Origin of the sequence: Catellatospora tritici (assembly GCF_019083965.1) — a bacterium.
In the GTDB taxonomy this organism is placed as follows: Bacteria; Actinomycetota; Actinomycetes; order Mycobacteriales; family Micromonosporaceae; genus Catellatospora; species Catellatospora tritici.
In genome coordinates this window covers 1-21,756 of record NZ_JAHRCY010000042.1, presented here as the reverse complement: position 1 = coordinate 21,756, position 21,756 = coordinate 1, and the positions used below count along the sequence as shown (strand labels likewise).

General features: G+C 66.8%; 15 protein-coding genes and 4 pseudogenes. 12 read left to right on the top strand and 7 right to left on the bottom strand.

The genetic code is table 11. The features are described 5' to 3' along the window. Window positions 1-36: 36 nt before the first annotated feature. Window positions 37-516, top strand: a complete 480-nt coding sequence (locus KUA19_RS43680) for a GNAT family N-acetyltransferase (protein WP_217405467.1) — start codon at window positions 37-39, stop codon at window positions 514-516. 199 nt (window positions 517-715) lie between these two features. Here the strand turns inward: KUA19_RS43680 and KUA19_RS45190 are convergent. Beyond that, a pseudogene (locus KUA19_RS45190) lies at window positions 716-913 on the bottom strand (GNAT family N-acetyltransferase); the annotation flags it as partial. 511 nt (window positions 914-1,424) lie between these two features. On the opposite strand from KUA19_RS45190, the gene KUA19_RS41575 reads away from it, so the two are divergent. Further along, complete coding sequence (locus KUA19_RS41575) at window positions 1,425-1,673, top strand: WD40 repeat domain-containing protein (RefSeq protein WP_217405465.1); 249 nt, start codon at window positions 1,425-1,427, stop codon at window positions 1,671-1,673. 304 nt (window positions 1,674-1,977) lie between these two features. Continuing rightward, a complete protein-coding gene (locus KUA19_RS41570) occupies window positions 1,978-5,559 on the top strand; it encodes a HEAT repeat domain-containing protein (RefSeq protein WP_217405463.1) in 3,582 nt (1,193 codons plus the stop codon). A gap of 2 nt (window positions 5,560-5,561) precedes the next feature. Here KUA19_RS41570 and KUA19_RS41565 read toward each other — a convergent pair whose 3' ends face one another. Next, window positions 5,562-6,758, bottom strand: coding sequence for a phage tail sheath family protein (locus tag KUA19_RS41565; protein WP_217405461.1), 1,197 nt, complete (start codon window positions 6,756-6,758; stop codon window positions 5,562-5,564). Window positions 6,759-7,133: 375 nt separating this feature from the next. Between KUA19_RS41565 and KUA19_RS41560 the strand changes: the two genes are divergently transcribed. After that, window positions 7,134-8,651, top strand: coding sequence for a toll/interleukin-1 receptor domain-containing protein (locus KUA19_RS41560; RefSeq protein WP_217405459.1), 1,518 nt, complete (start codon window positions 7,134-7,136; stop codon window positions 8,649-8,651). Window positions 8,652-8,808: 157 nt separating this feature from the next. Here KUA19_RS41560 and KUA19_RS41555 read toward each other — a convergent pair whose 3' ends face one another. Together KUA19_RS41555 and KUA19_RS41550 are read right to left on the bottom strand one after the other, a co-directional pair. Continuing rightward, the gene (locus tag KUA19_RS41555; RefSeq protein WP_217405457.1) at window positions 8,809-9,222 is read right to left on the bottom strand and encodes a hypothetical protein; all 414 of its coding nucleotides are present in this window, start codon (window positions 9,220-9,222) and stop codon (window positions 8,809-8,811) included. 15 nt (window positions 9,223-9,237) lie between these two features. Then, window positions 9,238-10,068 (bottom strand): IS5 family transposase, encoded by an 831-nt coding sequence (locus KUA19_RS41550; protein WP_217405455.1) that lies wholly within the window; start codon window positions 10,066-10,068, stop codon window positions 9,238-9,240. Between the two features lie 261 nt (window positions 10,069-10,329). Here KUA19_RS41550 and KUA19_RS41545 point away from each other — a divergent pair, with 261 nt between their 5' ends. Continuing rightward, entirely contained in the window at window positions 10,330-11,727 is a 1,398-nt protein-coding gene (locus tag KUA19_RS41545) for a right-handed parallel beta-helix repeat-containing protein (protein ID WP_217405453.1), read from the top strand. Between the two features lie 163 nt (window positions 11,728-11,890). After that, the gene (locus KUA19_RS41540) at window positions 11,891-12,091 is read left to right on the top strand and encodes a hypothetical protein (RefSeq protein ID WP_217405495.1); all 201 of its coding nucleotides are present in this window, start codon (window positions 11,891-11,893) and stop codon (window positions 12,089-12,091) included. Window positions 12,092-12,310: 219 nt separating this feature from the next. Here KUA19_RS41540 and KUA19_RS45185 read toward each other — a convergent pair. After that, a pseudogene (locus KUA19_RS45185) lies at window positions 12,311-12,544 on the bottom strand (transposase); the annotation flags it as partial. Window positions 12,545-12,694: 150 nt separating this feature from the next. Here KUA19_RS45185 and fxsT point away from each other — a divergent pair. From fxsT to KUA19_RS41515, 6 genes and pseudogenes are all read left to right on the top strand, one after another. Then, window positions 12,695-16,003, top strand: coding sequence for an FxSxx-COOH system tetratricopeptide repeat protein (gene fxsT, locus KUA19_RS41530; RefSeq protein WP_308167949.1), 3,309 nt, complete (start codon window positions 12,695-12,697; stop codon window positions 16,001-16,003). A gap of 88 nt (window positions 16,004-16,091) precedes the next feature. Continuing rightward, window positions 16,092-16,856, top strand: coding sequence for a hypothetical protein (locus KUA19_RS41525; RefSeq protein ID WP_217405450.1), 765 nt, complete (start codon window positions 16,092-16,094; stop codon window positions 16,854-16,856). A gap of 227 nt (window positions 16,857-17,083) precedes the next feature. Then, on the top strand, window positions 17,084-17,230 hold the full coding sequence (locus KUA19_RS45180; RefSeq protein WP_372452047.1) for a hypothetical protein: 147 nt from the start codon (window positions 17,084-17,086) through the stop codon (window positions 17,228-17,230). Beyond that, window positions 17,227-17,787 (top strand): annotated as a pseudogene (locus KUA19_RS44880) (DEAD/DEAH box helicase); the annotation flags it as partial. The gene KUA19_RS45180 and the pseudogene KUA19_RS44880, both read left to right, overlap by 4 nt. Window positions 17,788-17,906: 119 nt before the next feature. Continuing rightward, the gene (locus tag KUA19_RS43660; protein WP_254550943.1) at window positions 17,907-18,713 is read left to right on the top strand and encodes a hypothetical protein; all 807 of its coding nucleotides are present in this window, start codon (window positions 17,907-17,909) and stop codon (window positions 18,711-18,713) included. A gap of 84 nt (window positions 18,714-18,797) precedes the next feature. Next, on the top strand, window positions 18,798-19,043 hold the full coding sequence (locus tag KUA19_RS41515; protein ID WP_217405448.1) for a hypothetical protein: 246 nt from the start codon (window positions 18,798-18,800) through the stop codon (window positions 19,041-19,043). A 56-nt stretch (window positions 19,044-19,099) separates the two neighbouring features. On the opposite strand, the pseudogene KUA19_RS41510 reads toward KUA19_RS41515, so the two are convergent. Further along, window positions 19,100-20,340, bottom strand: a pseudogene (locus KUA19_RS41510) (IS701 family transposase). A gap of 687 nt (window positions 20,341-21,027) precedes the next feature. After that, a complete protein-coding gene (locus tag KUA19_RS41505; protein ID WP_308167950.1) occupies window positions 21,028-21,576 on the bottom strand; it encodes a 3'-5' exonuclease in 549 nt (182 codons plus the stop codon). Window positions 21,577-21,756: the final 180 nt, after the last annotated feature.

Below are 21,756 nucleotides of genomic sequence, written 5' to 3'. Positions count from 1 at the left end.
GGAGTCGATCACCTTCGACCTTGTACGATACAAACCGTGATCATCCGTCCCATTGACGCGTCGGACTTTATCGCAGCCCAGAAGCTATTGGACGACACCTTCATGAGCGAGGGGCACACCCCGGCGCAGCATCGCAGTCATCTCATGGATGTGGCCGGACGCAGTCTTGCCCCGCACACGTGGACGCTGGTGGCAGCCGACGACCGCGGCCTGCTCGGACATGTGGTCATGTGCCGGCCGCCGAGTCCGCTGGTCCACCTTGCCGACCGCGACGATGCCGAGATCCGTTTGCTGGCAATCGCACCGAACGCGCGCCGGTGCGGTATCGCCACGGCGCTGATGACCGCATGCCTCGACCGCGCTCGCCACGCCGGGTGTCACCGCGCTGTTCTGGCCACCCAGGCACCGATGCTTGCCGCACAACTCCTCTACACACGTCTGGGCTTCCAACGAGTGCCAGGATGCGATCAGCTTTGGGAGGGACGCCAACTTCTGGCATACGAGTTCGCCCTGTAGACCGGCGGACTCGGGGCGTTAGTAAGGATCTTGCAGTCAGGGCCAATGGCGCTGTTCGTTGATGAGGCCGCCAACGCCGCCAGCCCCACGGTGAGCAGCGCCAGTTTGTTTGGTGATGACCGCCGGTTGTAACACGACGTCCTCGCCGAAGGCGATCTGCGGATTGATCCGGCGGAAGCCGTGCCCGACAGAAGTCGTGCGCGGCGGTCCGCTCCGCCCCCGAGCGCAGGAACAGCGTGTTCATGCCATGCCGGCGCGTCCAGTCCTCGGCGGCGGCCACCAGGGCGGTGCCGACGCCGCCTCCGCGCATCCGCTCGGCGATGGCGCGACCGACGGGTTCAGCGCGGACTCCGCTGACGAGCGCTTGGCCGGGGCGAAGCTGTACCCAGCCGATCACGTCCGTTGCGTCTCGGCCACCAGCCCGGGGTGGTCGTGCGGCAGCTTACGCAGGCGTTGGTGCACCGTGTCGGGAGCGAGGTGGTGCCCATCTCGGCGATGAGTCCGGCCAGTGCCGCCGCGTCGGCCTCGACCGCTGCCCGGATCCGCACCGGGGGCCGGTCGGTCGGGAGTGCGGTGTCAGGCTTTACGGCGAGTGGTTCGGCGGCCGGGCGGCGCGCGGCCGCGACCAGTGGTAGAGCGGCGAGCACGGTGACCAGACGGCGGCACACCGTTGTGATTCGGGATCGTCCGTCCGACAGTCGGCCCGATGTTCGAGGCGGCTGCTTCGGCTGCGTCCGGTTCATCAGCCCGCCTGGTCGACGTCATATGGGCACTGCTGCGCGACGGCCGCGAGTACCGCAACTCGCGATAGCAACACCGGCCGCGGCTTGACATCGCCATTGAAACTCCCCCGGTGATCGCTTGGCGCCGTCATGCCAAGTCTGCCCGCGCTTCCCCCGCCGAGCCAAGTGCGGTTCATCGATGTGCTCACCAGCCGCACCGGCACCGTTTGGTCGGTGGCGTGGTCGCCCGACGGTCGTCGCCTCGCCACCGCCGGCGAAGACCGCAACGCCAGGATCTGGGACCCGGTCACTGGCCAGATCCTGCACACCCTGTCCGGTCATGACCAGAACGTCGAGTGGGTGGTGTGGTCGCCTGGCGGGCGTCAGGTAGCCACCGCCGGCGTGGTTGTAGTTCGCCGGCACCGTGTTGCCTGATGGTTGACTCCGTTGGCCGACGGAGGCTCCGTAGCCGTGTGATCTCGTGGTGGGGGTAGGCCGATCCCCCGTACGCTCAGCCGTGCGGGTTGAGGGTCAGCACGGCCAGGGCCGTCGGTTCTGGCGTATCGCTGAGGCGCGATCGAGGGGACCAGGATGAAGTCGTCTGATCCGCTACCTGGCCCATAGTGGGTGCAGTGTCAGGAGTCGGCGTGCAGGAGTCGTTCCCGGCCGTCTTCCTCGGCGCGCCATCGCCGTTGGGTGCGGGGTGTACGCCGCCAGCCGAGTGATGCAATGTGTATCCATGTCAGCTCACCCCCCACAGCCGACCCATCTGCGGATCTTCCTGTCCTCGCCGGGGGATGTGGCGGCCGAGCGGTCCATCGCCCGGATGATCGTGGACCAGCTGCAGTACGACCCGCTCGTCCGGGGCCAGGCGACGCTGGAGGTCGTCGCGTGGGATCAGGCCGGCGCGGGCGCGCCGCTGCTGGCCACCGAGACGCCGCAGGCGTCCATCAACCGTGGCATGCCCCGGCCGGGTGAGTGCGACATCGTCGTGGTGATCCTGTGGTCCCGGCTGGGTACGCCGCTGCCGTTCCCGGACTACCGCAAGCCCGACGGCGGCCCCTACCTGTCCGGGACCGAATGGGAGTATCACGACGCCATCGCTGCCGCCGACGACGGCGGGCGGCCCGCGGTCTTGGTCTACCGCCGCACCACGAAGGTCCTGCTGGACGCCGAGACCGCCGACGTCGACGAGCTGTTGAACCAGAAGCGGCTGGTCAACGCGTTCTTCGAGCAGATGCACGACCGGGGCACCGGGGCGATCCTGCGCGGCTACAAGAGCTACGACTCGCCCGACGGGTTCCGCAATGAACTCGTCCATGACCTGAAGACCGTCGTGCAGCGGGCGCTCACGGGCGAGGCCGGCCAGCCTGCGGCGCCCAGTTCGCCGGCCGCCGGCGCGCCGCGATGGCAGGGGTCGCCGTTCCCGGGACTGCGGGCGTTCACGCCGCACGACGCGCCGATCTACTTCGGCAGGGGCCGGGAGACCGACGCCTTGGCTGAGCGGGTCGCCAGCAGCTCGTTCGTGGCCGTCGTGGGCGCCAGCGGCTCGGGCAAGTCCTCGCTGGTCGGCGCAGGGCTCATCCCGCGGCTGCAGGTCGACGCCGACTGGAACCTGCCGCACTTCGACACCGGTGCCCGGCGCTGGCTCGGGCTGCGCCTGACACCCGGCGAGGTCGGCGACAGCCCGTTCGACTCGCTGGCTGACAAGCTCGCCCCCATGCGCGGCACGGAGGCCGCCGCGCTGGCCCGCGAGCTGGCCGCCCAGCCGGCGGTGATCGGTGAGTGGCTGCCCGGCGGCCGGTCGCTGATGTTCATCGACCAGTTCGAGGAGCTGTTCACGATGGTCGACAAGGCCCACATCGACGGGTGGATCGAGCTGCTCGATGCCGCTGCGGCCGGCGGCCGGTGCCATGTTGTGATCACCCTGCGGGCCGATTTCTATCACCGGTGCCTGGCGCTGCCGCGGCTAGCGCGGCTGTTGGAGGCTGGACACTTCCCGCTGGCTGCACCCACCGACACCCTCCACGACATGATCGCCCTGCCAGCGGAGCGTGCCGACCTGCGCTTCGCCGAAGGGCTGCCGGGCCGGGTCTTGATCGACACCGCAGACAACCCTGACGCGCTTCCGCTGCTCGCGTACACCCTCGACGAGCTCTACCGGACCTGCGGCGCCGACCGCCAGCTCACCCACGCCAGCTACGACCAGCTTGGCGGCGTCCAGGGCGCCATCGGCACCCGGGCCGAGCACGTCTTCACCACCATGCTCGACGGCCAGGCCCGTGCCCGGTTCTCCACCGTGTTCCACCACCTCGTCGCCATCGGTGAGCGGGGCTGGGCGACACGCCGCCGCGCACGCGCCGTGAGCGTGGCCGCCGATGCTCCGGCACGCCGCTTCGTCGACGTGCTCACCAACGCCCGCCTGCTGGTCCAGGGCCGTGACGAGGCCGACGACCCGGTGGTCTACGTCGCCCACGAGGCGCTGTTTCGCAGCTGGCCGCGCCTGGCCCGGTGGATCGACACGACCCGCGACGACCTGATCCTCGAAGAGAAGGTGCGTGCCGCGGCGGCCGAGTGGGACGCCAACGCACGTGCCGAGGCGTTCCTGTGGCCGCACGAACGCCTCACCCCGGTCTACGAGATGCTGACCCGGCTGCCGGCCACGCTCGACCCGGTCACCGTCGAGTTCATCCGCCCCGAGCACACTCGGTTGATCCGCACGCTGCGCGCGCACGCGACCGAGGCCCACCGGCGGCAGAGCATCGTCGACCGGCTCGTGACCATCGCCGACCCGGCGATTCCCGACCTGGTCGCGCTGCTGGGCGACCCCGGCGACGGCACCCGTGCCGCGGCCGCGACCGTCCTGGCGCGTATCGGTGCCCGCAGCGTGCCAGCGCTGACCGCAGCGCTGGGCAGCGACCAGCCTGCGGTGCGCCTGGCGGCGGTCGGGGCGCTGCGCCAGATCGGCGACGCGGCGACCGCCGCCGACTTGGCCCCCCTCGTGCACGACGCCGACTCGGCCGTGCGCTCGACGGTCGTCGGGGCGCTGTCGGCGCTGGGCGGGCCGGTCGCGCTGGCGGCGCTGGCGGGGGCTGTCGGCAGCGCACCCACCGACGCACGCTGGCAGGCCGCCGGCGCACTGGGCACGTTCGGACCCGATGCGGTCCCGCATCTGCTCGACGCCGCCGGCCCGGATACCGACGAGGGCGCCCAAGCTCACCGTGCGCTGCTGGCGATCGGCGAACACGGCCTGCAACCGCTGCTGGAGGCGCTACACGGCGGGGAGCGCACCAGGCGGGTCAACGCCGCGTCTGTGCTGGCGCAGCTCGGCGCGCCTGCACTGACGGGCGTCACCGCGGCGCTGAGCGCTGCTGATCCTGGCGTGCGCTGGTACGCGTGCGACATCCTCGCCGTCATCGGCGGCCATGCCGCCGTGCCTGATCTGACACGCGCCCTCACCGACGGCGATGCCCATGTGCGGGCGGCCGCAGCCGGGGCGTTGGGCCGGCTGAGGGCCGCCGAGGGGGTCGAGTCGCTCATGGACGCACTGGGCGACGAGGACGAGGCGGTGGCATGGGCAGTGGTCGACGCACTGGCCGCCCTGGGCAGCACGGCGGTCCCGGCACTGCTGTCCTCGCTGGCCGCCGGGGGTCCACGAGTGCGGATGGCCTCCGCGGCATTGTCGAGGTGCGCCGGGCCCGATCTCGTGGTGGCCCTGTCCTCGCCGCAGGCGTGGATCCGGCGGCGCTGTGCCGAGGCCGTCGCCGCCAGCGGTCCCGCGGCGCTGCCGGCGCTGTGGGAGCTGTTCGACCAAGCCGAGACCATCACCCGTGACGCTGCCGGGCTGGCCCTGGTCGGCATGGGCGGACCTGCCGTGCCAGGCCTGGTCGACCGGCTCGGCGCCGACGACCCCGCGGTGCGGTGGGCGGCCGCGCGCGCCCTGGGCCGCCTCGCTGCGGCCCACGACGACCGGTCCGGAATAGTCGGGCGTGGCGGTCCGTGGGTCGCTGCGGCACGGCTGGAACGGATGCTGGGCGACAGCGACCCGCGGTGTGCGGCAGCTGCAGCCGAGGCGCTGGGCCGCTTCGGGATCCACGGCCTGCCTGCTGTGTGGCGGGCGTTGACCGCGGCGACAGCGACGGTACGTGCGCAAGGTGCGCGGATCGCCACGTCGATCGGGGCACCGGCGGTGGCGGGCCTGCTCGACGTCGCCGCTGACAAGGCGTCGCCTGGCCGGCAGGACGCCATCGACACGCTGCGCCGCATCGCCAACCCGGCGGCGCTGTTCGGGCTGCGTCGCCTCGGCGTCGCCGTGGACTGAACTCAGCCGCAGAAGTAGACGATGCGCAAGCTGTACATGCCTTCGGCATGTAGGCGGTAGGACAGCTCGAAAGAGAGCGTGTTCCGGTCCCGCTCCTCGATGCTGTCGTTGACGCTGAGCCAGAACGCCTCATCGGCCGAGTCGCCGTACAACACGCCGCTGCGCCAGGCGGTGTCCAGCAGGTCGCCGAGCTGGCGCAGTAGCCGCGGGCCGAGCGTAGGGTCGCTGGCCTGCGAGAAGATGGCCCACCGGGTGTGCTTGCGGATGTTGCGGGCCAGGAAGTTGGCCACGCGCCGGCGGTGAATGTAACGCCAGGAAGGATCGCTGCTCAGCGTGCGATTACCCCAGACGACGGGCCCACCCCCGGCGGAGAACACGATCGGGTTGACGCCGATAGGGTGCAGGTACTCACATTCGGCCCACATCACATGGTAGGTCGGGCTTACGGCCCCTTCCAGCATCTCGTTGGCCGGGGCATGGTGGACACCGCGCAGGTGGTCCACCCGCGCGTAGGCGCCCGCGACGTGGCCGGAGGGCGGAAGGTCGCGAAATTGGTGCGCCACGGGGTCGAAGACCCGCAACCACGGGTAGTAGAGGGCGGCGTAGCTGCTGTCGTAGCCAGCCGTGTGGTAACGCCAGTCGCGGACACCCTGCGCGTCCAGATCGGCCGGGGAGTCGATGAGCGCAATCCGGTCACCGATCATCTCGCAGTGCGCGATCAGCGCCAGCTGCAACGCTTTGAGCTCATCGGTGCTCAACCTGCCGCGCTCATGCAAGGTGACCAGGTCCGGGGCACACACCACCGATACCTCGTCGAGTTTCGCCAACACCTCGACGCCGCGGTCGCGATCGCGGCTGCTGAACTCACCCAGCAGGTCCTCGGCGTCCCCGTCGACCCGCATCACGAAGCAGGAGCGGCCGCCGTTGGCGAAGAAGCCGTACACCGCATACCCGAGCGCGAAGGCCGAGTCCAGCATGCCGAAGCTGCGCCCGAATTCGTTCCAGCTTTTCACAACCACCGGCGTGTGCAACGGTCCACTGTCGGCAAGGCCGATGAAGGCGACGTGGGTGTCCTCCGGCGACCACCGCGGCAGTTCCTCATCCTCGTCGAGGACCTTCGACACCCGCCACGTCGACGGTTTGAGTCCGGAGCCTGGGAACTCCTCGATGTACACGTCGGGCCTCAGGTAGCTAGGCATGCCTCTCCTCGCTCGCATCTGCGACAGGCGTGGACCTCCGGCGCCGCGGATCGCACCGAGTCTACTGCGATCGATGTGCGCCGGCTGGGGTGAGGTTCGGCCAGGTGAAGACGACGCGACAGGTCCGCAGGAGCGCGGTCCTGCAGGGCGGGAAAGCGAACGCTGGTGATCACGTCTGCACTGGTGTCAGGCGCGCTCTGCCGGCTTGGGCGCGCTCGCCGGCCAGATCAACCCTCGGTGGTTGCCGCGCTCGCCGAAGTCGGCATTGATATGGCCAAGGAGCTCCCCAAGGCGTATCCCCGGTGTGCCACGAGTTCCGCCTCAGGGCCATCCGGGTGATGCTGTCGGATCGTCGCCTGCCGGTAGCTTGCTCGGGTGGGCGGTCACGTGTTCATCAGCTACAGCCATGCCACTGATTCCGAATATGTGGAGCGGCTCGCGGCATACCTCGAGGCTGCGGGTGTGGATGTGTGGTTCGACCGAGACATTGTCAGTGGTGATCGGTGGGCTGACCTGATCGAGGAGCGTATCGACTCCTGTGCGGCGTTCGTCGTGGTGATGACACCAGCCGCGAGGGCATCGACGTGGGTGACGCGAGAGATCAATCGGGCAGAAAGCCTGGGTAAGCGGATCTTGCCGCTGCTCTTGGCAGGTGATGTCTTTTTCCGTCTCAACGATGTGCATTTCGAAGACGTCACCGGCGGCGGCATGCCTTCGGCTGGCTACCTCCAGCGGCTCACCGCATCGTCGCCGAAAGATCCACAGTTACCACCAGCGCCGAGACCGCCGCGACGGCAGCACGTCACGGTACGGCCGCCCCGGCTGCGGGATGTCGGCACGCTGCTGTCAACCTTCGCCCGCCACACCGACGAGGCGCGATCGGCCGTGTTCAGCAGGGACGGCCGGGCCCTCGTTACCGCAAGCGCCGACAGGACTGTCCAGCTGTGGAACGTCACCGACCCCCTCAGGCCCACGCATGTCGTCACCCTCAACGACCACACTGATGCCGTGGGGTCGACGACTTTCAGCCCGGACGGTTCCATCCTGGTCACCACCGCCATCGACCGGACTGTCAGGCTGTGGAACGTCACCGACCTTCTGCGCCCAGCGCACATCGCCACCCTCATCGGCCATTCGGGTTGGGTCGCGTCGGCGGCGTTCAACCGGGATGGCTCTACATTGGCAACTGCGAGCAATGACAAGACGGTCATGTTGTGGGACGTCACCAACCCCGTCAGGCCAGTGCGACTCGCCACCCTCAGCGGCCACACGGGCCGTGTGTGCTCGGTGGCATTCCATCCGGATGGACGAACCCTAGTCACCTCCAGCGTTGACGAGACCTCACGGCTCTGGAATGTCACCGACCCCCTCATGGCCGCGCAAATCGCCACCCTCCAGGACTTCACGGGTTCGCCGACGTTCACTCTCGACGGTCGAACACTGCTTGCCGCCGACTTCGACGGGACGGTTCAGCTGTGGAACACCGCCGACCCACGGAAGCCAGGGCTCATCGCCACCCTTACCGGCCACACTCGCCAGGTGATGTCAGCGGCTTTCAGCCCCGACGGCGCCTCGTTGGCAACCACCAGCCGCGACGGGACGATCAGGCTGTGGAACGTCATATACCCCCATCGCCCGGTGCACATCGCGACCCTCATCGGCCACACCGGTTGGGCAATGTGGACGGTGTTCAGTCCGGACGGTTCCACACTGGCAACCGCGAGGGACGACAAGACGGTAGTGCTGTGGAACGTCACCGACCCCATCAACCCGGCACACATCGCCACCCTCAGCGGCCACACCGGCCGGGTGACGTCAGCGGTATTCAGCCCGGACAGCTCCATGCTGGCAACCGCCGGTAGTGACAAGAGGGTCCGGCTTTGGCAGGTGTAGCCCGCCACCAAATGCGGAGTGAAGTGACCCCTATCGGCCGGACACCCGGAGGTCTGTCAACGACTCGTAGTAGATCTTCTCGTAGATGTCAGAGGGTGGTTCGTAGGGATCTGCCTGTTTTGGGTATGGCTCTTGGATAGGAGTCCAGCTCGCGGGGCTATGCGGACGGCGTCGCCGGGGCGAGTGCGAACAGGCCAGGCTCCGCCTCAACGAGGATCTGTCCGTTGACAAGGCGCTTGAGCTTGGCGCGCATCCCCTCGGTATCTTTGGCGGTGACGCCGACGCCGAGCGCCAGGCACACGTCCTTGGCTCGCACGGCACCGACGGCGGTGGCGAAAACGGCGAGGATCTTCTGGTAGGCGACGCTGGCGATAGTCGCATCGACGGGCACCGCCGCTTCGGCCGCACCGGTCAGCCTCATCAGGGTCTTGCGGGTGATCGCGAGTTCGGCCAGTTCGTTGTCGGCGAGGGCGAGTTCATCGGTGAGCTTGGCGATCTGCTCGCGCATTGCCTCGGCCGCCGCGGTCGCGGCGGCCTCACGCTCGGCGATCAGGTCCCAGATCGGCGGCATGCTCCGTGCCCCTTTCTACTCGTCACGCCAGGACGGCGTCGTGGTTCCGGCCAGTCGGCGGACCAGGTTCGCGGCCGACGCCCAGAAGGTGCGCGACACCGACGACGTCGGTCTGCTCTCGTAGTCGCGGACAAGGCGCCGGTGCAGCATCAGCGTGCCGTTGGTTTGTTCCACGACCCACCGGCGTTTGACCGGCACGAACCCAGGCTGGTGGTCGCTGCGTTTGACCTGTTCGACGTCGATGCCCAGCAGCGCGCCGTGGATCGCGACGTCGTCCTTGAATCTCGAGTCCACCCACGTCTTGGTCACCGTCGGGGTGTGCTTGACGACCTCATCGAGCAGTTTCACGCCGATCGTGTTGTCGGTGGCCGAGGCCGCCATGACTACCACGGCGACGATCAGCCCGAGGACGTCGACAGCGAGCCCGCGCTTGCGGCCCGGCACCCGTTTGGCCGCGTCCTTGCCGGTCGTGGCGGCTGGAACGTGGTTGGCCGCGCGGACCGACTGGGTGTCCAGCACGACCGCGGTCGGGTCCTCCGACCGGCCGGCCTTCTCTCGCACCTGGCAGCGCAACAGGTCGTGGATCGCCTGGTCGGTGCCGTCGTCGCGCCACAACGCGAAGTGGTAGTACGTCGCGGACTTCGGCGGCAGGTCGTGTGGCAGATAGGCCCACTGGCAACCGGTCCGGTTCTGGTAGAAGATCGCGTTCACGATCTCCCGCAGCTCATAGCGGCCCTGGCGGCCGGACACCGAGGGGCGCCTGGCCCTCCACGCCTGAAGGAACGGCCCGACCACCGCCCATTGCATGTCGGTTAGATCACTCGGGTACGCGACACGTCCACTCACGACGCGGTCAACGCGGCACAGCCACAACGGATATCCCAGGGTTAGAACATCACTTCATCGAGCGATGACGAATCGTTGGACTCACCAACCGATTTCCGAGCGATCTGGCGAACCTGGTGGTCGCCCCCTGACATGTCGTCCTGACGGGTTGCCTCGCCGAGGCATGCTCCGTTGCCGGTCAGGGCACGGACAACGCAGTACGCCCTTTGACGGTAGGCTGCGCCGCCGACACCAATGTTCAAAACGGAGGACGGTACGGGCATGGAATCCCTCAGCAGACGCCGAGCGTTGCGAGCCGGGGTGGTCACCTCGGCGCTGATCGGCGGGGTGGTGGCGAGTTCACCGGCGGAGGCTGCCGCACCGGTTTCCGATGGTTGGATCTCGGTCACCGACCACGGAGCTGTCGGTGACGGTGTCGCTGACGACACCGCCGCCATCCAGGCCGCGTTCACCGCCGCTGGCGCTAGCACGCCGAACCGGAGCATCTACTTTCCGGCCGGCCGAACCTTCAAGATCAGCGATCAGGTGACCGTTGCGGGGCTGACCGACTTCGCCATCTCCGGTTACGGGGCGACGCTCGAACTAGCCGGTGGAGCAGCCTCGGCGATGGGGGCTCGAGCCGTCCTGCTGATCACCGGATGCCTTCGGTTCAAGGTGCTCGGCCTGGCCATCCACGACCGCGATCGTGCGCAGCAGTACAACGGGCTGAGAATCTCGACCTCTAGCGCAGGCGTGGTCGATGGTGTCATCGTCCGTGACGTGCGGTTCAACGGCATCGTCGTGTTCGACAGCGCCCCCCGGGGGTCCGACGACATCGTGATCACCAATTGCACCACCGAGGGGACCCGATTCGGTATCTCCACCAACGGCAAGGACGTCCGGATCGTCAACAACCATGTCGCGATGGACTGGCTGTCGACCGACGAGGCGGACAACAAAGGCGGTGTCTGGTCGGCACCATCCGACTACTACGACGGCATCTGTGTCTGGGACGGTGCCGACCGGACCATCGTTTCGGGCAACACCATCACAGAATGTGGCCAGGCAGGCGTCTACACCCAGGGGTGCACCAACCTCGTGGTGACCGGCAATACCGTCATCGGGTGCCAGCTACGCGGCATCGAGGTCGACGGAACACTGGGCAACACGATGCCCAACAACAGGGCGATCGGTGTCACTATCACGGGCAACACCGTGACCAACTGTGTCGGCCACATCAATCTCGTTGGCGCACGCGACGTGAGCGTCGTCGGCAACCGGATCGAGAACCCGCCTGGCACATCAAAGCCGACGCGCGACGTTAGCGGGATCGCCGTAAACTTGCGGACATCCGAGGTCGTCGTCATGGGCAACCACGTACGCCAGGCCCACCCCACCTTTCCCGCGATATATGTCGAAGGCGCCTGCACCGATGTGACGCTGGCCTGGAACACCGTCGAGGCCGCGGTGCCGTATCAGGCGCCGACCGAAACCGTAATCATCCACCGGAGCGGGCCGGGCCAGGTGAAGACGACCGGCAAGCTCATCGCGGGCGGCGGGATCGGGGTCGGCAACAGCGTCGCGGCAACGAATCCCGGCGCAGTCGTGCGCAAGATCGAGGTGTTCTCGTCGACCGGTACCAGCTTGGGATGGATTCCGGTCTACAACTCCATCGCCTGAGCCGCGTCAAGTTATGCCGGGTGATCGGATTCTGCACGCGCCGACCACCCGGCACTCGACGGCCCGCCGTGCCCAGTCTTGGCAACACGCTAACGCAGAGACGGAGGCGCCGCCGCCTATCCACCCGACCATCGCCAGCGTCGCCTACCAGAAGATTCTCACCGTGTTCGGCACCGCCGTCGGCAGCATGCGCGCCAAGGACGGGTGCCTGGAGATCGGGGTCGGCATCACCGCCAAAGACACCGACGGGATGCGCGCGAAGCTCAAGCGCATTGTCAACCGCCAGATCCTGGTCGAGGCTGGGCCGGGCTTGTTCGCGCGGTCACAGCAGCGCCGTCCTCATAGCTCTGGAGCAGGCTCCTGATCCAAAGCAAACCTAAAAACGGACAGAGCCCTACGAACCACCCTCTCAGGGCTGAGGTTAGCCGGACGCCTGTGCCGCTGGCGCGGGGTTGTAGAGGCCCTCGATGTCGGCATCCGGCACAGCAGGCGGACGGGATAGCTGATCTTCTCCGTGCGACAAGCCGGTACACGTCGTGCCGGTTCATCGCTCCGTATCGCGTGCGAAGAAGACCGGGGCTTTTCAGGATCTCCTTCTCGAGTTCCAGCTGCGCGACCTGCCGAGGCAGCCGCAGCAACTCGGGCCGCTCGTCAACGCTGATCCCGCCGCCGTGCCAGCCGCTGCGGTCTGCCGTTCCTGACGCAGCTTATCCGTCCAGTTCCGCAGCGTGTCATGGTTGACGCCCAGCTCACGGCCCACGTCACGGATCGTGCGGCCGGAGTCGAGGACCAGCGCGGCGGCTTTCCGCCGGAACTCCTCGGAGTACTTGCTCTATCGAACCAATGCTGCTCAGCCATGAGCAGATCCTGCCCACGCGGCGTCTGGCATCGGGCAGTGACGAACCCGCGGTAGTTGCGTATACCTTGTACCGTCTGTGCGAGACCACCAACGACAACCCGTGACACGGTGTGGGGCCGTGTTCAATGCGGGGTGTCCCGCCGCTGGGTTCGGTGCCCCGACAACAGGACCTACGGCCCAGAGCGACCTGGCGGATCGATCGACGTATCACCTTATGGGTGCTGGAATAATTTTCTGACGGCCAGAGGGGACAATGTGGATCTACCATCACGCCAGAACGCGGAGTCCGAGGCGCCACAGCAGACTTCGGCGCCGTCGGGCTTTCCGCTGCGCCACTCTGATTCGCTTGAGTCTGTTGCACCCCAGGCGGCGGATGGCCCATATGTGTTCGTCTCCTACTCGCATAAGGAGCCGGACATGCAGCACGCGAGGGAGCTGGCACGTGCGCTTGCCTCGGTCGGAGTTCCGGTCTGGTGGGACGACGACCTGGTCAGCGGCGATAGATGGGAGCGGGCACTTCGCGCCAGGGTGGACGGTGCTGCCGCCCTGGTAGTTCTAATGTCTCCGAACGCCGAAATATCCCAATGGGTGCAGCTGGAGGTCGGCCGCGCACGCTACCAACGTCGGCCGGTACGGCCGATCTTGCTGGCGGGAGAACCGTTCCGGCGGCTTGAAGGCATCCAATACGCCACGATCGCGAGCGGAGACGGCATACCGGTCAGCAAGTTCGTCGACCGGCTACGCGAGGACATCGCTGCGGTGGCTCCGCCGCCGCAGCGCCGGCCGGTCATCATCGGCAGCGGCCTGCCCGAGCCGAATCCCTTTTTCGTCGGCCGTGAACAACTGCTGCTGGACCTTGAGGAGCACCTGTATTGGGGACGGTCGGTGTCGGTCGAAGCGCTGCAGGGTACCGGCGGGGTGGGTAAGACGCAGCTCGCGACCGAGTACCTGCGGCGGCATCGTGCCGACTACGACCTCATCGCCTGGATCAACGCCGAACGCGTCGAGCTCATCCCCGCTCAAACGGCGGCCATGGCCCCGATCCTCGGTGTGCCTGCTTACTCCGATGAGACCGAAACTGCCCGCGCAGTGGTTGCCGCGCTGACCCACACTGATGTTGCCTGGCTGCTGGTCTACGACAATGCCAACCAGCCCGGCGACTTGCTCGAGTGGCTTCCGCGTGCCGGCGCCGGCCATGTCATCATCACGTCACGACAGAGCGGATTCGAAGCTCTCGGATCTCGGCTCGACGTCGACGTTCTCACACCGGCTGAGGCTGTCGCGCTGCTACGCACCCGGCTGCCCGATATCGGCGACGACATCGCCAGCCAGGTGGTGGAGGAACTCGGGCGGCTGCCGCTGGCCGTCGAGCAGGCCGCGGCGTTCCTCGCCGAGACCGGCACGCCACCCCACGAGTATCTCGACCTGCTGCGCTTCCAGGGCGAACAACTCCTCGACCAGGGCTACGCGCGCGGTTATGAGCACACCGTCGCCACGGTCTGGCACCTGTCGCAGACCAGTCTGCACCTCGTCAGCCCGGCAGCTGAACAGCTGCTGCAACTGTGCGCGTTTCTCGGACCGGAGCCGGTACCCCTGGACCTGTTCGCCCGACATGCCGACCTGCTTCCCGCGCCGCTGAAGGAACTGGCTGGCGACCGGCTGCGATTCAACGCCGCCGTCGGCGCGCTGTATGCACGTAGCCTGGCACGCCGCAGCTCCGATGGCATCATCGTGCACCGGCTGCTCGCCGCAGCCATCCGGCGGCCACTGGCGACCTCCGAGCGGCACATGACGATACAGGAGATCCGGGAGCTGCTTTTCAGTCATCTGCCCGGACGGGTCGAGGACTCGCCGGACGGCTGGCCGGTGTGGCGCGCATTGCTGCCGCACGTACTTGCCGCGACCAGGCACGACAGCCCGCACCTCGGCGAGAGTGACCGCACTTCGTGGTTGCTCAACCGGGGCGGTTCATACTTGCAGACCCACGGCCAACCCAGGGCTGCCCTGCCCCTGTATGAGAAGGCGCTGCGCCTCGACGAAGATAACCTGGGGCCGGCCGATCCTGCGACCCTCGGCTCGCGAGACAACGTGGCGTATGCGCACGAGGCCGCTGGCCAGCTCGAACAGGCGATTCCACTCTACGAGGCGACGCTGCTCGACCGGATCCGGGTCCTGGGCGCCGACGCCCCGGACACTCTCATTTCAGGCAACAACCTTGCTCTCGCCTACGCGTCGGCAGGAAAACTGAACCGCGCCATCCCGATGTTCGAGGCGACGCTCGCCGCTCGAGCGCGCCTGTTCGGTGGCAGCCATCCAGTCACCATTCTGTCCCGTAACAACCTCGCAGGCGCTTACCGAGCCTCCGGGCAGGTGAGCAGAGCTATCGCGGTGCTGGAAACGGCGCATCGCGACGCGTTGCGGACCCTGGGAGCCGATCACCCGGAGACTCTGAGGTCTAGCGACCAGCTTGCCTCCGCCTATCAGTCCCTCGGAAAACTGGACAAGGCTATTGAGCTGTTCGTGGCAACCGTCGCCGACCGGGCGCGGGTACTCGGACCCGACCACCCCAACACGCTGAATGCCCGCAACAACCTGGCGCTGGCATACCAGGCGGCGGGGAAACTCGACGAGGCCATTGCGCTGCTCGAGGCCAGCGCCGCTGACCGGCAGCGTGTTCATGGGCCTGATGACCCCCACACTCTGCAGGCTATCGGCAGTTTGGGCCAGGCATACCAGGCGGCGGGACAGATGGACAAGGCCATCTCGTTGCTGGAGACGAGTCTCGCCGAACGTCTGCGAGTGCTGGGGAACGACAACCCCAGCACCTTGAGGGCTCGCAACAACCTTGCCCACGCCTATCTGGAGGGCGGGCACTTGGACGAGGCCTTCCGACTGATGACGGTATGCCTGTCCGAAGCGCTTCGGGTTCTTGGCCCAGACAGTCCGGCGACATTCACGGCGCGAAACAACCTCGCGACCGCATATCAGCGGGCCGGGAACATGGCTGCGGCGGTCCCGCTATTCGAGGCCACTCTCGCCGACCGGATTCGAGTGTTGGGGGCTGACCATCCCGAATCGCTGCAGTCTCGCAACAACGTGGCAACGGCCTATAACGAGTCGGGCGACACGGATAAGGCGGTGTCGCTTCTCGAGGACTTGGTTGCCGACTGCCAACGCGTGCTCGGCTCTGACCACCCCGACACGCTGTCCATCCGCCAGAACCTGGCCAACGTCTACGCAGCCGCGGGCCAAGTAGGCAAGGCGGTAACGCTGTGGGGCGAGAACGCCCTTGACGCGCTGCGCATCCTTGGCGCGGAGCACCCATTCACCAAGAACGTGTTGCAGCAGTTCCTCGGTATAGCCGCTGCGGTCCGTGAGCAGGACCATACCGTCGCCGGGCCTTCCGACATGCCGTGAACGCCGCCGAGCGTTTCAACCGAACCCGATCGTGCACGTCAGGGCTGCCGCGGGGCGGCCGGAGAAGCCGGAACGGAGATGGTCAGACGTGGTCGAGTTCAGCGGCATCGGCTACACGCCAGAGGAGCCGATCACTGTTGGCGGGGGCGCGCTGCTGCACGCGTTCAATGAGCGACGGTATCTGAGTCGGCTGCGTGGCCCGGGTGGGTCAACTCTGAGCTTTACCCGTCTGGGCTCGACTCCAGGTGGGATCGGTGTCGTCGATGTATACCGGGTCGATGCTGACGGGCTCGCACAGCCCATCAGGCTCTTCCTGGATCCGTACCGCCCGGGCCCCAACGGCGTGCCCGCAGGGTTCACGGTCGACCGGCCGGAAGAGCCGTGGAGATTGGCGAGGTCGCTCGTCCCGCTCGTCTCGGAGGTGCCACCGGTCTACAGCGGTCCGACGAGGTGGCGGGTGGCATACCGCGAGATGACCATAGGTTTCGTTGATGTGGACCCGGCAACCGGGCTGGTCGACATCGATGCACTGGCGGAGCTGGAGCAACTCATGCGCTCCAGATACGACCTGTTTCTAGGCAATGCTCCCGTAGCGCACCGAGCCATGGTGCTGGCTGATGTGCTGGAGTTGCTGATGCCCGTCGACACCGAGGGGGCGATGAGGGGCGTGCCGGTGAGAACACGCGACCTGGACGGCCTTCCGGTGGACGAGTACTACGTAGCCATGCTGGACCTGGCGGCCGAACGCCGCATGCGTGAGAACGTTCATGCCATGAGGCAGCGAAGGGCCGCCGAGGGGGGAGGCAAAGCGGTCATCCACAAGCGCCTGCATTGGGTCAGGGGCGACCAATAAGGCGCCGTTGCCATACCAGATCGCCTGGCAGCTGGATCGTGGACGCGGCTCGGACCAGATCACCTGACTCCGCGCTTTCAAAGTGAGACCTCCTGCTACATAGCGTAGGTAAGCCCAGCTGGGCATCACGGCCGACTGTCAAGCAGCTACTGGGACGCCGATGTCAAGCATCTACCGGGACAACACAGGTGGAGCTAGCCAGCGGTTGCCGAATTAATCTCTATGAGATGCAGGCTGACCGCTGGGGGGTCTATGTCGTCGCGACCCCGACGGCAGCTGCATCCTGGATCGACGAGCCGCTTCTTGCGTCCCTGACCGGCAACGCCGTGCGGTCGATCGCCCGCCGTGCCGACGAGGCTCGCACCACCTGGTGACCACGCCCGAATCTCTTGAGTCCCTGCTGGTGTCGCGGCTCGTGACGCCACGAGAATTCTTCGCCGACCTCCAGGCCGTCGTCGTCGACGAGGTACACGCCTTCGCCGGTGACGATCCAGGCTGGCATCTGCTGGCCGTCCTCGAACGGCTGACGCGCCTTGCAGGCAGGCCAATCCAACGGGTCGGACTCTCGGCCGCCGTAGGAAAATCCCGCACAACTGCTCAACTGGCTGCAAGGCTCCGCCGCGGGTCGGCGCCCGGCAACGGTCATCGCTCCGGGCGTCACCACCGGAACACCGGTCGAGGCCGAGGTCAGCCTGGACTACGTCGGAAACACCAGAACGCCGCGACCGTCATCGCGGCGCTGCACCGCGGCGAGAAACGACTGGTTTTCGCCGATTCCCGCCGCCGCTTCGAAGAACTCGCACTTGAACTGCGCAGCAAGGGTGTAGCGACCTTCGTATCGCACTCATCCCTGTCGGTAGACGAGCGCAAGCAAGCCGAGCAGGCGTTCGCCGAAGCCCGCGACTGCGTGATCGTCTCCACCTCAACCCTGGAACTCGGCATCGACGTCGGAGACCTCGACCGCGTCATTCAGATCGACGCCCCACCACCGTCGCCTCATTCCTGCAGCGGCTCGGCAGGACCGGCCGCCGAGCCGACAGCCAGCGCAACATGCTGTTCCTCGCCACGCGCCAGAATGGCCTACTTCACGCTGCCGGGCTACTTCACCTGTGGCAAAGCGGATTTGTCGAACCCGTCACCGCCCCACCTAAGCCTCGCCACATTGCCGCACAGCAGATCCTTGCGCTCTGCCTGGAGGAAGGGCGCATCGGAGACACCACCTGGGCAGACTGGTGGGGTGACCTGCCGCTGTTCGACGAGACCGCCCCGGATATCGTCCGCCACCTCATCGATTCGGAGCACATCGAACGAGACGAAGGCGGCATGCTGTTCATCGGTGCGGCCGCCGAACGCCAGTACGGGCACCGCAACTTCATGGACCTGCTCGCCGTCTTCACCGCGCCGCCGCAATTCACAGTGCTACACGGCCGGACCGAGATCGGCGGAGCCGACCCGATCACGCTCATGCTCAAGACCGAAGGCCCCAAGCGGCTGTCCCTGGGCGGACGATCATGGCAGGTCAACCACATCGACTGGAAACACCAGCGCTGCTACGTAGAACCCAGCGACCACAACGCCCGCAGCCTCTGGAGCGGCACCGAGCTCCCGCACTCAAACCCTCTCAGTCAGGCACAACGCGCCGTCCTTCTAGGCACGAACCCTGCAGTCGAGCTGTCCCAGCGTGCCACGGCGACATTGACCAAACTCCGCGACGAAACCGGAGCGAGAGCCGCCGCTGACGGGACCGTCATCGTTGATGACGGCGAGAACCGTACGTGGTGGACCTGGGCCGGCGGACGAGGCAACGCCAATCTCGCCGCAGCCCTGCCTAGTACTGCAGTCACGGTTATCCGCTGACCTGCTGTAGCTCATGATGTTCCCGGTTGCGTTCGCTCATCAGCTTGCACCTCCTGCCAACATTGGCATGCGACCATGTATGCCATGCAGCTCCTCGGTGACCGAATCGTTGCCCCGAAGGCCCTCATGATCAGCGAGATCATGGTCAACGGCAGTTGTTGGTTCATCACGCTCGAACGAGCCCTGTTTCTGCGCAAGGGCGAAACGTTGTGGCTCGACGACGTGAATCCACGAGGCCTCCCTCAGCCGGTGGTCGAGCGTCTCGACGGCACCACCGTGCGCCCTAAGTCCGCATTTGCCACCGTGAAATGGGCCTACAAGCTCCTCTGAATGCACTGGCACTCACGGTGCGGGCCCATACCTGCAGGTCACACTCCACATACGGGTTATGTCTGCTGGCTGAGCTGCTGTAACTCGCGGCGGCGGTAGTGGCTGGTTCGTGCTGTGGCCTGGTGTCTGCGTCGCCAGTAGGACCAGCGCAGCAGGTGTGGGATGTCTGGTGGCCGGTGGTGCAGCGCGGTGATCAGGCGGCGGGTCTCGGCGACGGTCAGCGCGAGCATCGTCGCGGCTGCAGGGGTGGCCAGGGCTGCGGTGGTGAGGGTCAGGACGGCCAGGGCGACCACGGCCAAGACGGTGAACCGGTGCCAAGAGGTCCAGTTGCGGCACTGGTACTGGTCGAGCCCGACCTGGCCTTTGGCGATCTGGAAGGTCTCCTCGACCGTCCATCTGGTGCCGGCGACCCGGACCAGGGTGCCAAGCGGTGCTGGTCGCGGGGTCCAGCAGCGGTAGAACGCGAGGTCGCCGTCGCTGTTGCGGCGGATGAGGAGGCTGTGCAGGCCGGGTCCGTCGTCGTGGATGCCGACCCAGGCCCAGTCGTAGAACCGCTCACCTTTGGAGCCGGGTCCGCAGCTGCGCCGCTGCCAGGCCAGCTCCGACAGCCAGGACTCGGTCACGTCGACGCGCTCTTTGACCACCGTGGTGATCTGCGCGTAGTGGTTGCGGGCAACGGCCAGGACATAGCCGATGCCCAGCTCCCGAAGCCGCTGTCTCAGCGCCGGATCACGGCCGTATGCCTCGTCGGCGGTGACGAACCCGACCCGCACACCACTGGCGACCGCCGCGTCGATCATCTGCACAGCCAGGGCTGGCTTGGTTGCGAACTCCAAGTCTGCGGGGATGCCCGCCTGCCGCAGCGTTCGGCGTCGACGGTCCACGACTTCGGCACGTACAGCTTGCGGTCGACCAGCGCCCGCCCGTGCGGAGAGGCGTAGGCAAGAAACACGGCGACCTGGCTGTTCTCCACCCGTCCGGCGGTCCCGCAGTACTGGCGCTGCACGCCGACCGAGCACACGCCCTTCTTCAAGAACCCGGTCTCGTCGACCACGAGAACCGCGTCCGGGTGCGCCAACCGGGTGGTGATCAGGTCACGCATGTCGGCGACCACGGCCTCGGCGTCCCACACCGCCATCCGCAGCAGCCGCTGCATCCGCGAGGGCCGCTCATGCCCGGCCGCCTCGGCCAGTTGCCAGCAGTTCTTCCGGTCCACCGCCGCCATCAGCGCCCGCACGAAGTCCCTGGCCACCAGCCGCGGCTCGACCCCCGAGAACCGGCCGGAGATCTGGGCCATCGCCTCGTCGAACACCCGTGACGCGGCAGGCCCTACGCTGTGCGCAGCGGCCACCGTCTTGCTTATCGACTTGTCCACAACATTCGATGATCAGACGGTGGCCGCCCTCAGGCATCCAGGCAGCTCAGAGCACGAACCGGCACTGCCGTACTAGTGCTGTCGACTGCGACACGCGAGTGGAGAACCATTCAGTGCGGCTGCGTTCGGACGTCGATCGTTCTTCGCTGCGACGTTCCATCGACGCTTTCGAGGGCCATCCAGTGCCATCACCGGACGTTACCGACGACGCCGTACGCCAACTCAAGTTCAACGAGATGTTGCCGGAACTTCTCGCAGTAGCCACGCTCGGTCAGCGGCTTGCGGATCCTGAAGCCACGCAAATGGTTATGGCACAGCGTTGCCATTGGCACCTGAGTCGTTGAACTCTTTGTGGTAAGCCGGTCGGCGAATCGAGAACCATCGCCTGCCGGTTGCGGCTTGTTCCCCCAGGTTCTGGAAGGTGCGGTTGGCCGCTTCCTCGTTGCAGACATCTCGCTCCGTAAGAGACCGGTCTGGCGGCGCAGTTCGAGAGTCCAATGGCTGAGCCGAGTTGGTGGCTCGCCGGTTCCAAAGCGCGCGGCTCAGCCCAGGCCCGCCGCGACGCACTGCCTCACCGAGATACAGCATCTGGTGGCTCATGGCGCCTGCTCAGATGGCCGCGCGTGAGATTCGTGTTCCCGCCTGATGAAGCAGCTGGTTCGAGTCGTTCCTGACCTCGATCAGGCGTGGACCGATGAAGGAGAGTAGTCGGCGGATAGACGGAAAGTCGAAGTCCTTAGCCGGACGGTACTTGTACCAGGTCTCCGTATCCCTGTCGAACCTGAAGCCGTAGGGATCCTTGAGGGTCTCCTTGATGTCGTAGGCGTCGTAGATCCGGATCACGACCATCGACGTCGGCGGGGACACGGCTGCCGGCAGATCGGTCCACACGACCGTCTCGACGTCGGCCACGGCGGCTGGTATGAACGGCGATGCCTGCTCGGCGGTCACCAGATAGCACAATGATGCCTGCGCTCGGGTCGTTGCGACGTAGAAGAGACGTCGCTCTGCATCTACCAGTCGATCGACGGTGTCGCCGAAGACCTCGAAGAGTGCGGCGGTGTGGTGGACGAGCGGATAGTTTCTGTCATCCGCGCCGGCGACAATGACGGAGTCTGCCTCTCGACCCTTGTACTTGTGCGAGGTGGTCACCTCGATGCGCTTGGCCTCTTCATCGCCGAAATGCCTGCGTATGTGGCGCTGGTACCGCTCTAGTGCCTCGTCACGCGGCCTTGATGGTGTAACCCGGCTCGCGAATTCGTGAGTTCGGGGCGAAGTTGGTCTTGGGTTGGGCGCGGTGGTTGCGCCATCGGATGTAGGCGCCGATCGCTGCGTCCT